Origin of the sequence: Dyella ginsengisoli (assembly GCF_044904665.1) — a bacterium.
Taxonomy (GTDB): Bacteria; Pseudomonadota; Gammaproteobacteria; order Xanthomonadales; family Rhodanobacteraceae; genus Dyella_A; species Dyella_A ginsengisoli.
In genome coordinates this window covers 226,867-239,053 of record NZ_JADIKM010000005.1, presented here as the reverse complement: position 1 = coordinate 239,053, position 12,187 = coordinate 226,867, and the positions used below count along the sequence as shown (strand labels likewise).

9 protein-coding genes are annotated in these 12,187 nt (G+C 68.4%); 2 read left to right on the top strand and 7 right to left on the bottom strand.

Annotation, left to right across the window (positions count from 1 at the left end; all coding sequences use genetic code 11):
* Positions 1-45 precede the first annotated feature (45 nt).
* Both cydD and cydC read left to right on the top strand, forming a co-directional pair.
* Positions 46-1,791, top strand: a complete 1,746-nt coding sequence (gene cydD / locus ISP17_RS16985; protein WP_404635251.1) for a thiol reductant ABC exporter subunit CydD — start codon at positions 46-48, stop codon at positions 1,789-1,791.
* Positions 1,788-3,548, top strand: coding sequence for a thiol reductant ABC exporter subunit CydC (cydC, locus tag ISP17_RS16980; RefSeq protein ID WP_404635249.1), 1,761 nt, complete (start codon positions 1,788-1,790; stop codon positions 3,546-3,548). The genes cydD and cydC overlap by 4 nt, the downstream gene beginning before the upstream one ends.
* A gap of 56 nt (positions 3,549-3,604) precedes the next feature.
* On the opposite strand, the gene ISP17_RS16975 is transcribed toward cydC, so the two are convergent.
* From ISP17_RS16975 to ISP17_RS16945, 7 genes are all read right to left on the bottom strand, one after another.
* On the bottom strand, positions 3,605-3,808 hold the full coding sequence (locus ISP17_RS16975) for a hypothetical protein (protein ID WP_404635247.1): 204 nt from the start codon (positions 3,806-3,808) through the stop codon (positions 3,605-3,607).
* A 10-nt stretch (positions 3,809-3,818) separates the two neighbouring features.
* A complete protein-coding gene (gene cydB, locus ISP17_RS16970; protein WP_404635245.1) occupies positions 3,819-4,952 on the bottom strand; it encodes a cytochrome d ubiquinol oxidase subunit II in 1,134 nt (377 codons plus the stop codon).
* 3 nt (positions 4,953-4,955) lie between these two features.
* Entirely contained in the window at positions 4,956-6,563 is a 1,608-nt protein-coding gene (locus ISP17_RS16965; RefSeq protein WP_404635243.1) for a cytochrome ubiquinol oxidase subunit I, read from the bottom strand.
* 43 nt (positions 6,564-6,606) lie between these two features.
* Complete coding sequence (locus tag ISP17_RS16960) at positions 6,607-7,221, bottom strand: OmpW/AlkL family protein (RefSeq protein ID WP_404635241.1); 615 nt, start codon at positions 7,219-7,221, stop codon at positions 6,607-6,609.
* A 139-nt stretch (positions 7,222-7,360) separates the two neighbouring features.
* The gene (locus ISP17_RS16955) at positions 7,361-7,828 is read right to left on the bottom strand and encodes an OsmC family protein (RefSeq protein ID WP_404635239.1); all 468 of its coding nucleotides are present in this window, start codon (positions 7,826-7,828) and stop codon (positions 7,361-7,363) included.
* On the bottom strand, positions 7,825-11,091 hold the full coding sequence (locus ISP17_RS16950) for an efflux RND transporter permease subunit (protein WP_404635237.1): 3,267 nt from the start codon (positions 11,089-11,091) through the stop codon (positions 7,825-7,827). Before ISP17_RS16950 ends, ISP17_RS16955 begins: the two co-directional genes overlap by 4 nt.
* Entirely contained in the window at positions 11,084-12,172 is a 1,089-nt protein-coding gene (locus tag ISP17_RS16945; protein WP_404635235.1) for an efflux RND transporter periplasmic adaptor subunit, read from the bottom strand. Before ISP17_RS16945 ends, ISP17_RS16950 begins: the two co-directional genes overlap by 8 nt.
* Positions 12,173-12,187 lie beyond the last annotated feature (15 nt).

The window sequence follows — 12,187 nt, the reverse complement described above, 5'->3', positions numbered from 1 at the left end:
CCCGGCGCGACGCTTCCCGCTCCCGCTGCCGATGGTGCCCGCCGCGTGCCTGCCGCCTCCGATCTGCCGAGTCCCGAAACCTGGCTCAAGCGCTTCCGGCCGCGGGTGCGGGCGCAGCTGCGGCGATCGATGCTGCTCGGCCTGGTCAACGGCGTGCTGCTGGTGGCGCAGGCGTGGCTCGTCGCGTGGGCGATCGACGCCGGGGTGATGCATCGCGTGCCGTTGCACCGGATGTGGCCGGCGCTGGTCGCGCTGCCGGCGGTTTTCGCGGCGCGCTTCGCGCTGGCCCGCGCCGCCGAACGCGTCGCGTTCCAGGCAGGTGCCACGGTGCGCCGCACGATGCGCGCCGACCTGATGGCCCATCTGCAGCGGCTTGGCCCGGCATGGCTGCAAGGGCAGGCACGTGGCGACCTGGTGAACAGCGTGGTCGGCGGCGTGGAAGCGCTGGAGGGCTACTACGCGCGCTACCTGCCGACGATGCGCATGACCGCGCTGGTGCCGCTGGTAATCCTGGTGGCGGTGTTGCCGGCCGACTGGGTGTCGGCGCTGGTCATGCTGGTCAGCGCGCCGTTGATTCCGCTGTTCATGTGGATGATCGGCAAGGGCACCGAGGAGCTGAACCAGAAGCAGTGGCGCGTGCTCGCCTTTCTCAGTGCGCGTTTCCTGGACACGCTGCAGGGCCTGACCACGCTCAAGCTGCTCGGCGCCAGCCGGCGTGAGGCGGAGGTGGTCGCCAGGGTGTCGGACGATTATCGGCGCAGCACCATGCAGGTGCTGCGGGTGGCGTTCCTGTCCTCGGTGGTGCTGGAGTTCCTGGCCACCGTCAGCATCGCGGTGGTGGCGGTGCTGGTGGGCTTCCGGCTGATGTGGGGTGAGCTGGCGTTCCTGCCGGGCCTGTTCGCGCTGCTGCTGGCGCCGGAGTTCTTCGCTCCGCTGCGCAACATGGGCACGGTCTATCACCTGCGCATGGAGGCGATCGGCGCGGCCGAGCGCATGGTGCAGATCCTCGCCGAGCCGGCACCCGCCGTTCGCACCGGCAGCGCACCGGCTCCCGCTGCGCCGCCGGCGCTGACCCTGCACGGGCTGGGCTTCACGTATGCCGATGGCACCGTCGCGCTGGACCGCTGCACCTTCACCGCTCCGGCCGGGCGCGTCACCGCCGTGGTCGGCACCAGCGGCGCGGGCAAGAGCACCCTGCTCCATCTGCTGCTCGGCTTCATGACCCCGGGCGCGGGGACGATCCGGCTCGACGACACCGACCTCGCCCAGATCGACGAGGACGCCTGGCTGGCACGCGTGGCCTGGGTGCCGCAGCGCGCGCATGTGTTCGAGGGCAGCATCGCCGACAACCTGCGCCTGGGTCGCCCTGACGCCAACCTCGATACGCTGCGCCAGGCGGCGCGCGCGGTGGGCGCCGATGCGTTCATCGATGCCCTGCCGCAGGGCTACGACACCCCGCTGGGCGAACGTGGCGTCGGGCTCTCCGGTGGCCAGATCCAGCGCCTGGCACTGGCGCGGGCCCTGCTCAAGGATGCCCCGGTGCTGCTGCTGGACGAACCGACCGCCCACCTGGACGCACACAGCCAGCGCGAGATGCTCGCCGCGCTGGCGCGGATCGCCCGCGGCCGCACCGTGCTGCTGGTGACCCATCGACTGCACGCACTGGCCCTCGCCGATCATGTGGTGGTGATGGAGGGCGGCCGCGTGGTCGAGCAGGGCCCGGTCGCGCAGCTGCGCACCGGCTCCGGACCGTTCGCCCGCTTGCTTGCCGCCACACAGGTGGCCGCATGAAGCGACGCGACTTGTCCGCACAATCCCGGGCGGACCTGCTTCGCCTGTGGGCGCTGTTCCAGCCCTACGTCGGCTGGATGCTCGCCGGCGCGCTGCTCGCCCTCGCCGCCCAGCTCGCCAACGTCGGCCTGCTGGCGGTATCGGGGCACTTCATCGCGTCGATGGCGCTGGCCGGGGTTGCGGGGATCACGTTCAACTATTTCACGCCGGCGGCGCTGATCCGAGCGTTCGCGCTCACCCGCACCGGCGGCAGATACCTGGAACGGCTGATCACCCACGAGGCCACCTTCCGCCTGCTCGCCCAGTTGCGCGTGTGGTTCTACGAACGCCTCGAGCCGCTGGCTCCCGCCCGGCTGCAGGCGCTACGCGCGACCGACCTGCTGTCGCGCATCCAGGCCGACATCGACACGCTCAACCAGCTCTACCTGCGCCTGTTCGTGCCGGTGGTGGTCGCGGCGCTCGCCAGCGTGGCGGTCGTCGCGGTGATGGCGATCTTCAGCGTGCCGGTGGCCCTGGGCACCGCCCTGCTGCTGGCCGCGGCCGGCGTATGGCTGCCGCGCTGGCTGCAGCGGCGCGGTGCGGCCGCCGGCGCCCGCGTGGTGCAGGCACGCACGATCCTGCGCAATACCGTGGCCGACGCGCTGGGTGGCGACGCCGAACTGCGCGTCTACGGCGCACAGGCGCGCTGGCATGCCAGGGTGCAGCAACAATCCGAGGCCCTGCTCGACGACCAGCGCCATCTGAGCGGGCTCTCCGGCCTGGCCGGCGGTGCCGTCGGCCTGTGCGCCAACCTCGCCCTGTGGTGGGCGGTGATCGCGGTCGCTCCCGCCGTTGCGCAGGGCACAATCGCCCCGGCGCAACTGGCGATGCTGGCGCTGTTCGCGATGGCGGCCTTCGAGGCGGTGATGCCGCTGCCGCTGGCCTTCCAGATGCTCGGCGAGCAGCTGGCCGCGGCGCGGCGCATCTTTGCGATAGTCGACGCCGAACCTGCCGTCGGCTCGCCGCCGGGCGAGTCGCCGACTCCGGTCGACGCGGGCGTGGTGTTCGATGGCGTGCGCTTCCGTTACGACGCGTCGCAGCCGTGGGTGCTGGACGGGTTCGACCTCACGCTCGCCTCCGGCTCGCGCACCGCCCTGGTCGGCGCCAGCGGTGCCGGCAAGAGCAGCGTGCTGCAGTTACTGGCCCGCTTCTGGGACTGCCAGGAAGGCCGGATCCTGCTCGGTGGCCATCCACTCTCCGCCTATGCGCCGGACGACGCACGCGGCCACATCGCGGTGGTCTCGCAGGACGCCTACCTGTTCAACGGCAGCGTGCTGGACAACCTGCTGCTGGCCAGACCCGATGCCGATGCCGCCAGCATCGAGGCGGCCTGCCGCGCGGCCCGCGTGCATGAGGTGATCGAGGCCCTGCCCGACGGTTACCACACCCCGCTCGGCGAGGCCGGCACGCGGCTTTCCGGAGGCCAGGCGCGTCGCCTCGCGATCGCCCGCGCACTGCTCAAGGATGCGCCGATCCTGCTGCTGGACGAACCGACCGAAGGGCTCGATGCCGCCACCGCCGGCGCGCTGTACGACTCGCTGGCCAGCGCGATGGCCGGCCGTACCGTGCTGCTGATCACCCACCAGCTCGGCCCGCTCGCCGGTCTCGTCGACGAGGTCGCGGTGCTGGACGCCGGGCGCATCGTGCAGCGGGGCAGTCCGGCTGCGCTGGCCGCCACCGACGGTCCGTACCGGGCGCTGCAGGATCTGCTGGGCTGACAAAAACGAAGGGGACCGTTGCCGGTCCCCTCGTCCCTCCCCCGACAACTCTCCCCTCAGCGGGCGGCGCTGCCGTCCCCTTCGGGCGTCTCGTCGTGCGCGTCCATCCAGGCGCCGCCGGCGGCGGCCACCAGCACGATCATCGCCGTGCCCACGAACCAGGCGAAATACCACGAGCCGTAATCGCCCAGGATCACCCCCATCACGATGGCCACGACCGCCAGCAGCATGTAGATCAGGAATTGCAGAAAAGTCTTCATGGCGAGCCCCTCAGTAGGCGTGGTCGTCGTGTTCGATGGCGCGGGCATCGACCTCGCCGCGCATCACCCAGAAGGCCCAGCTCGTGTACCAGATCACCAGCGGCACGAACACCGCGGCGAAGCCGGTCGCCCACAGCAGCGTGGTCTGGCTGGATACCGAGTTCCAGATGGTCAGGCTCTGCGAGGGCTCGGTGCTGGAGGGCATCAGGAACGGGAACAATGCCGCCCCCACCGTGCCGATCACGCCGATCCACGCCAGCGCACCCAACCACCAGGCCAGCGTCGAGCGCCGCGCCCGCACCGCCAGCAGGCCCAGCAGCATGCCGGCATAGCCCAGCGCGGGAATCGCCCACAGCAGCGGCTGCGCGCGGAAGTTGGCCAGCAGGCCGCCGGCCACCACGCTCACCTGCTGCTGCAACGGGTTCTGCGGCAGGCCCGGCGCCGGCGAGCGATCGAGCACGAAGCCATGCATCATCGACACCCACACGCCGCCCAGGGTGAACAGCACCATCGCCGCCACCGCCGCGCCCATCGCCGCGTTGCGCGCCCGCGGGGCGATCGCTCCGCCCGTGCGTCCAAGCAGCATGACGCCACCCATGTAGATCGACAGCGACAGCGAGAGCAGGCCGCACAGCACGGCGAACGGATTGAGCAAGGCCACGAAGCTGCCGGTGTAGTACGAGCGCAGGTCCCAGTCGAAATGGAACGGCACGCCGCGCAGCATGTTTCCCATGCCGGCACCGTAGATGATCATCGGCACCGCTCCGCTGACCAGCAGCGCCCAATCCCAAGCATTGCGCCACGCCGGCGACTGCAGCTTGCTGCGGTATTCGAAGCCGAGCGGGCGCACGATCATGGTCCACAACAGCAGCAGCATCACGATGTAGAGCCCGGAGAACGCCGTGGCATAGATCAGCGGGAACGCCGCGAAGATCGCCCCACCGCCGAGGATGAACCACACCTGGTTGCCGTCCCAGTGCGGGCCGATGGCGTTGAGGCAGACGCGACGTTCGTTGTCGTCACGCCCCACGAAGCGCAGCAGCGTGCCCACGCCCATGTCCATGCCGACCATGATCGCCAGGCCCATCAGCAGCACGCCAAGCAGCAGCCACCAGAGCACCTTGAATGCGAAATACAGTTCCATCGCTCAGTCCTCCTGGCGCATCATGGCGACAGCAGACGCATGGCCACCGCCCACGGCGGGGCGCGGCGTCGGTGCCGGGCGGTGATCCGCGTCATGCGGACCCTTCTTGATGAACTTCACCATCAGGAACATCTCGATCACGATGAACACCGTGTAGAGGGCAATGAAGCCGACCAGCGAGAACACCATGTAGCCGACGCTGTGGCTGGAGGCGGACATCCAGGTCGGCAGCAGCCCGTACACCGTCCAGGGCTGACGACCGATCTCGGCGGTGAGCCAGCCGAACTCGTTGGCGATGAACGGCACCGGGATCATCCATGGCGCCAGCCGCAGGAACCAGCGCTTGTGCTGCACGTCGTTGCGCACCGAATAGATCACCGCCAGCACGAAGTAGGCGAGCATCAGCAGGCCCAGGCCCACCATCACGCGGAAGCTCCAGAACATCGCAAAGACGTTGGGCACCGCGTCGTTCGCCGCCTTCTGGATATCCGCCGGGGTGGCCTTCTCCACGTCCTGGTCGGCGGCATAGCGCTTGACCAGGAAGCCGTAGCCGAGATCGGACTGGTGCGCGTCGAACCTGGCCAGCGCATCGGCATTGGTCGGGTCACCGCTGAGCACCTTCAAAGCCGCCACCGCCGGAATGCCGTTGGCGATCCGCCGCGCCGCGTCCGCCTGGATGCGGTCCACGCCGGGCACTTCCTTGGTCATCGTGTGGGTCAGGAGCGGGGTCAGCACGTAAGGCACCTGCACTTCGAACCGGTTGCGCTTCTCGTCCTGCACTGGCCAGGCGATCACGTTGAACGGCGCCGGGGCCGGGGCGGTCTCCCACATCGCCTCCATCGCCGCCAGCTTGGACGGCTGCGCCTGGCCGCCGATGAAGCCGAGCGCATCGCCCAGGGTGATCACGCCGGCGGTCGCCAGCACGCCGAACAGCGCGGCCATGCGGAACGAGCGCCGCGCCATCGCCATGTGCCGGTTGCGGTACATGTAGAAGGCACTGATGCCGGTGACGAAGATCGCCGCGGTGACATAGCCGGCGATGCTGGTATGCACGAACTTCGCCTGCGCGTCGTGGCTGAAGATCAGATCGGAGAAGCTGGCCAGCTCCATGCGCATGGTGACCGGGTTGAACTTCGCGCCCACCGGGTTCTGCATGAAGCTGTTGGCAATCAGGATCCACAGCGCCGACAGGTTGGTACCGAATGCCACCAGATACGTCACCAGCAGGTGCTGCACCTTGGTCAGCCGCTTCCAGCCGAAGATCATGAGGCCCACGAAGGTGGACTCCATGAAGAACGCCATCAGGCCCTCGATCGCCAGCGGCGCGCCGAAGATGTCACCGACGAAGCCCGAATAGAACGACCAGTTGGTGCCGAACTCGAACTCCATGGTCAGGCCGGTGGCGATGCCGAGCGCCATGTTGATGACGAACAACTTGCTCCAGAACTCCGCCATCTCGCGGTAGACGGCGCGACCGGTAGTGACATAGACCGTCTCCACCGCGGCGATGAAGAAGCTCAAGCCGAGGGTGAGCGGAACGAACAGATAGTGATAGAGCGCGGTGACAGCGAACTGCCACCGCGAGAGTTCAACGACCGTGCTGTCGATCATGTCCTTGGTTCCCTAGTGGACGAAAGTGATCGCCTCTCCGGTATTAGAAGCGGTAACCGATGCTCAGGCCGTAAGCCAGCGGATCGATGTTGGCCGTGCCGACCTTGGTGCCGTTTACCTTCACGTCACCGGCGATGCTCATCCAGCGTACATCCGCAGTGGCCAGCCAACGATCGTTGATGCGGAGATCGAGGCCGGCGTGCGCGGCTGCGCCGAAACTGTTTGCGATGCTTACATGCGCTCCCTGCAGCGGACCGACGCCACGGGTTTCGAAGAAGCGGGTGTAGTTCAGGCCGACGCCGACGAACGGGGACACCGTGGCATCGGGCATGAAGTGGTAGTTCACGCCGATCGTCGGCGGCAGGTGCCTGGTGGTCGCGGCGGACACGCCGTCGAGGCGCACGGTGTGCTTGAAGGGCAACGAAGCCAGGACATCCACGCCCCAGTGGCGGTCGAACATGTACTCGAGGCTGAAGGTCGGCGTGGTGTCGCTTTCGACGGTTGCCTTCATGCCGGCCAGGGTGCCGTTGTTCGACTTCGGATTGACCGTGTGGACGCCGACGCGGAGCACCCACGGAGAGGTATCGGCGGCACAGGCGGCCGACGCGGTGCCGAAGGCGAGGGCCAGGGCGGTCAGGGCTAGAGCGGATGCTTTCATGGGGCGTTCCCTTGTTGTTGAGTCGAAAGGCGGATGCATTGTCACCAGCCGTTCGTTTCACCCTTTGACCGCCGTCAGTTCTCTCGATGTAATCCGGCCCGCTGCGACGCCCTGCCGCAGACATCATCGACCTGTGGCCCTACTCCGCCTCGCTGTGATGGACCAGCTGGCCGTCGCGGTCGCGCACGCTCACCTCCACCGGCACGCCATCTCGCACGCTGCCGGTCACCACGCAGAAGTGCTCGAACTGCGCCAGCAGCCGCTCGGCCTGCTGGTAGTCGGCAGCCGCCTCGGGCAGCTCCAGCGTGACGGCGATGTGCTGCACCCTCAGGCGCCCTTCCTCATTGCGGCCCAGCGTTGCGCGTGCCCGAGTCACCAGCGTGCCCGGGTTGTTCTTGAACTTGCGCAGCGCGAACAGGAGGCTCGCACTGAGGCAGTTCGCCACGGCCGCCACCAGCAGGCGCGACGGGTTGGGACCGTGATCGGTACCCAGCGGCGCGGTCTCGTCGGTGACCAGCTCGGGGATCGGCGTGTCGTCGAAGGCGATACGGAAGACGTAGTCGCTCTCCTGGGTCAGGGTCAGGGTGAACTCCTGGGTCTCGCTCATGCATGCGCTCCTTCATCGGTGATCGCCGCGGTCTTCCGGCGGCGACGGTCAAGCATGGCGTAATACAGCAGCGGGATCACCAGCAGGGTGAGCACCGTGGACACCAGCACGCCGAACACCAGTGACACCGCCAGGCCCTGGAAGATCGGGTCGGTGAGGATGAAGAACGCGCCGAGCATCGCCGCGATCGCGGTCAGGATGATCGGCTTGGCGCGCACCGCGCCGGCCTCGACCACCGCCTCTTCCAGCGACAGGCCGCTGGCGATCGCGTGGTTGATGAAGTCCACCAGCAGGATCGAGTTGCGCACGATGATGCCGGCCAGCGCAATCATGCCGATCATCGACGTGGCGGTGAACTGCGCGCCGAACAGCCAGTGCCCTGGCATCACGCCGATCACCGTCAGCGGAATCGGCGACATGATCACCAGCGGCACCAGGTAGCTGCGGAACTGGCCGACCACCAGCAGGTAGATCAGCACCAAACCCACCGAATAGGCGATGCCCATGTCGCGGAAGGTCTCGTAGGTGATCTCCCACTCGCCGCTCCAGCTGATCGAGTAGTGGTCGTCGCCGAGCGGCGCCCCGGTGAAGTGCTGGGTCAGCGTGTCGCCGTCCACCTTGCCTGCCCCCAGCTTGCCGACCAGCCGGAACATGCCGTAGATCGGGCTGTCCTCGCTGCCGGCGTCGTCCGCGGTGACAAAGGCATAGGGCCGCAGGTCTTTGTGGTAGACCGCACCGGCCCACGGCTCGTCGACCACCTTCACGACCTCCGAGATCGGGATCAGCGCGCCGCTGCGCGAACGCACCCGCAGCGAGAGGATGGTCTGGGTGGACGCCAGCGCCGCCGGCGACAGCCGCAGCAGCGCCGGCACCGCATACTTGATGCCGGGCTCGCCCAGGTAGGTGGCGCGGTCGCCGCCCATCGCCGCCTGCAGCACGGAGACGATCTCGGCCTGGCTCACCCCCAGCGTGGCGGCATGCTCGCGGTCGATCTCGAACACCTTGCGGCGGGCAGCCGGGCTCTCCACGCTCGAATTGATATCGGCAATGCCGTCGGTCTTGCCGAACATCTGCTCCATCGTCTGCGCCAGCTGGCGCTGCCCGCCGTAGGACGGCCCGTAGATCTCGGCCACGATCGGCGCCATCACCGGCGGACCCGGCGGCACCTCGGCCAGCACCATGTGGGCGTGGTACTTGCGCGCCACCGCGGCCAGCGCAGAACGTACCGAGCTGGCGATCTCGTGGCTCTGCCGCGAACGCTCGTCCTTGTCTACCAGGTTGACCTGGATGTCACCCTGGTACGGCTGGTTGCGCAAGTAGTACTGGCGCACCAGGCCGTTGAAGTTCATCGGTGCGGAGGTGCCGGCATAGATCTGGAAGTCTTTCACCTCCGGCACCTTGTCGATCACCTGGCTCATCTCCACCAGCACGCGCTGGGTCTGCTCGAGGGTGGAACCCTCGGGCATGTTGAGCACCACCTGGAACTCGCTCTTGTTGTCGAACGGCAGCATCTTCAGGACGACCGCCTTCACGCCCACCAGGCCCACCGCCAGCACGACCAGCAGGCCCATGCCGGCGAACAACATGCGGCGCTTGCGCGACGCGGCGCGGCCCGCCAGGAACGGCGTCATCAGGCGCATGAAGAAGCGCTGCAGGAAGGCGTCGATGCGCGAGGGCTTGACCGCTTCGGCATGACCTGGCGGCGCGTGGTGCTCGTGGTGGCCGAGCAGGCGGAAGGCCAGCCACGGCGTGACCACGAAGGCCACCGCCAGCGAGATCAGCATGCCGGCCGAGGCGTTGATCGGAATCGGCCGCATGTATGGACCCATCAGGCCACCGACGAAGGCCATCGGCAGCAGCGCCGCGATCACCGTGAAGGTGGCCAGGATGGTCGGGCCGCCCACCTCGTCCACCGCCTGCGGAATCGCTTCCAGCAGGCGCTTGCCGCCCTGTGCCATGTGCCGGTGGATGTTCTCCACCACCACGATCGCGTCGTCGACCAGGATGCCGATGGAGAAGATCAGCGCGAACAGCGACACGCGGTTGATGGTGAAGCCGATCGCCCACGAGGCGAACAGCGTGATCGCCAGTGTCACCACCACCGCCACGCCGACCACCACCGCCTCGCGCCAGCCCAGCGCGAACAGCACCAGCGCCACCACCGCCAGCGCGGCCAGCGCCAGGTGCAGCATCAGCTCGTCGGCCTTCTGGTTGGCGGTCTGGCCGTAGTCGCGGGTTACCGTGACGTGCACGCTGTCCGGAATCGAGACGTTACGCAGTGCAGCGATGCGCGCCTGCACCTCGCTGGCGATGGTGTGCGCGTTGGTACCGGCCTTCTTGCCGATCGCAATCGTCACGGCCGGCACCAGCCCGGTGAGCGGCCCGGCCTCGCCGGGCGGCGCCCAGAACGAGGCGAACTGGCTGGGCTGGTCGGCACCCGCCGTCACCCTGGCCACATCGGACAGGTACACCGGCTTGCCGCCGGACAGTCCGATCACCAGGTGCGCGACCTCGTCGGCATTCATCAGCAGGCGACCGGCCTTCACCGGCACGTTGCGGTTGTCGCCGATCTCGCTCCCGACCTCGGCGGCCATGTTGGCCGCCTTCAGCGCCTGGCCGAGATCCCCGACGGTGAGCTGGTAGTTGGCCAGCTTCGACGGATCGATCTCCACCGTCACCGCGCGATCGGGCACACCGAGCGTGTAGACGTCGCGCGTACCGGGGACGCGCTTGACCTCGGTCTCCAGCGTGTGCGCGACACGGGCGAGCTGGCCGGCGTCCACCTCGGGCCGGTCCGACCACAGCGTGAGCGCCATCATCGGCACGTCGTCGATGCCGTACGGCTTGACCAGCGCCTGGCCAACGCCGAGGCCGGGCGGCGCCCAGTCGGCGTTCGAATAGATCTTGTTGTACAGGCGGACCAGTGCCTCCTGGCGCGGCACGCCGACCTGGAACTCGACGGTCACCACCGCCATGCCCGGGCGGCTCATCGAGTACACATGCTTGATCCCGCGGATCTCCGAGAGCTTCTGCTCCAGCGGGAACGAGACCAGATGCTCGACGTTGTCCACGCTGGCGCCGGGAAACGGCACCATGACGTTGGCCATGGTGACCTCGATCTGCGGGTCCTCTTCCTTGGGCGTGATGATCGCCGCGGCGATGCCCGGCAGCAGGCCTGCCAGGGCCAGCAGCGGGGTGATCTGCGAAGCCTGGAACGCCCGTGCGATGCGCCCGGAAATACCCATCTTCCCTGCTTCACTCATGGCCGGACGCATCCTTGGCGCGCTGCTGCGCGAGGAAGTTCAGCGCGGCCACCGGATCGGTCGCGATGGTCTCGCCGTCGTCCAGGCCGGCCAGCACCTGCACCCGGTCGCCTGCCTGATCGCCCACGCGCAACTGGCGCAGCGAAACACCATGATCGCCTATCACGTAGACGCCGATCAGCTCGCCGCGCCGCACCAGCGCGGACGCCGGCACCAGCAACTGCTTCGCGTCACCGACGGGAAAGGCCGCCTTGACCGACGTGCCCGGACGCAGGCCGCTGTCCTGTCCCGGCACCTCGACGCGCACCGTGAAGGTATGCGTGGCCGGGTCGGCGTACGGAAACACGGTGATGTCCCTGGCCGGCACGCGGTGCCCGTCGGCGATGATGGTAGCGCTCTTCGCGGCGCGGATTGCGTCGACCGAACTCTGCGGCACCTGCACGCTGACGCGCAGCGCATCAAGGGATTCCATCGCGATCAACGGCTGCGGCGACGGCGGCCCCGACTGCACCGCTTCGCCCACGTGCACGAAGCGGCGGGTGATCACGCCCGCGTAGGGCGCACGGACTTCGGTGTAGTCCACGCTCTGCTTCGCCTGCGCGAGCTGGGCCTGCGCGGCCTCCAGAGCGGCCTTGGCAGCATCGCGCCTGGCACGCACGCTGTCCATGTCCGACTTGGACACGTAGCCCTTGGGCAACAGTGCGGAGAAGCGTTCGAACGACGCCTGCGCATCGCTGTAGCCGGCCCGCGCCGAGGCGAGCTGCGCCAGCGCCGCGTCACGCGAGGACCGTTGCTCCACGTCGGTGAAGCGCACCAGCACCGCGCCGGCCGCCACCACGTCGTTGACGTCGTGGGGCAAGGCCAGCACGCGGGCGTTGGTCTGCGCGGTCAGGGTGACCTGGTTGACCGCCTCGACGACGCCATCCCACGTCTGCTCGCGGGACGCGTCGCCAGCATGGATCACCTGCGAGGCAAGCGACGGCCGGGGCGCCTGGCCAGCCGAGGGCGCGGACTTGTCGCCGCAGCCGGCAAGCAGGGCCAGCGCGAAAAGGGAAACCAGGTGACGCACACGCACGATCATGTCGGTCTCTCTTGG

Bases quoted from the DNA above. Each gene is read 5' to 3' on its own strand.
- cydC (WP_404635249.1), top strand. From the start codon at position 1,788: ATGAAGCGACGCGACTTGTCCGCACAATCCCGGGCGGACCTGCTTCGC.
- ISP17_RS16975 (WP_404635247.1), bottom strand. From the start codon at position 3,808: ATGAAGACTTTTCTGCAATTCCTGATCTACATGCTGCTGGCGGTCGTG.
- cydB (WP_404635245.1), bottom strand. From the start codon at position 4,952: ATGGAACTGTATTTCGCATTCAAGGTGCTCTGGTGGCTGCTGCTTGGC.
- ISP17_RS16965 (WP_404635243.1), bottom strand. From the start codon at position 6,563: ATGATCGACAGCACGGTCGTTGAACTCTCGCGGTGGCAGTTCGCTGTC.
- ISP17_RS16960 (WP_404635241.1), bottom strand. From the start codon at position 7,221: ATGAAAGCATCCGCTCTAGCCCTGACCGCCCTGGCCCTCGCCTTCGGC.
- ISP17_RS16955 (WP_404635239.1), bottom strand. From the start codon at position 7,828: ATGAGCGAGACCCAGGAGTTCACCCTGACCCTGACCCAGGAGAGCGAC.
- ISP17_RS16950 (WP_404635237.1), bottom strand. From the start codon at position 11,091: ATGAGTGAAGCAGGGAAGATGGGTATTTCCGGGCGCATCGCACGGGCG.
- ISP17_RS16945 (WP_404635235.1), bottom strand. From the start codon at position 12,172: ATGATCGTGCGTGTGCGTCACCTGGTTTCCCTTTTCGCGCTGGCCCTG.